We start from the raw sequence: 332 nt of genomic DNA on the forward strand, positions 1-332 counted from the left end.
GCTGTTAATTTAAAAAACAAGTGCTTAAACGCACAAAAATAAGAATGAAGAGTGTCTCGTAGCTCAGCTGGTTAGAGTACTACACTGATAATGTAGGGGTCGACAGTTCGAGTCTGTCCGAGACAACCAATCAGTTACGAATTTGTAGATTACGAATTACGAATTGAAAAAAGTTCATAAACATAGATTGAAAGGAAATTCTAGGGTTGAGAGATTATGGATATTGATTCATAATTCATAATTCACAATTCATAATTAAAAAAGATTGGGGGATTAGCTCAGCTGGCTAGAGCGCCTGCCTTGCACGCAGGAGGTCAACGGTTCGACTCCGT

General features: G+C 38.6%; 1 tRNA gene. It reads left to right on the forward strand.

Going from position 1 to position 332, the window contains the following annotated elements:
• Positions 1-52: 52 nt before the first annotated feature.
• Positions 53-129 (forward strand) — tRNA-Ile (locus tag DOS84_RS18860).
• The last annotated feature ends 203 nt before the right edge of the window (positions 130-332 follow it).

Origin of the sequence: Flavobacterium aquariorum (assembly GCF_003254745.1) — a bacterium.
Lineage (GTDB): Bacteria > Bacteroidota > Bacteroidia > Flavobacteriales > Flavobacteriaceae > Flavobacterium > Flavobacterium aquariorum.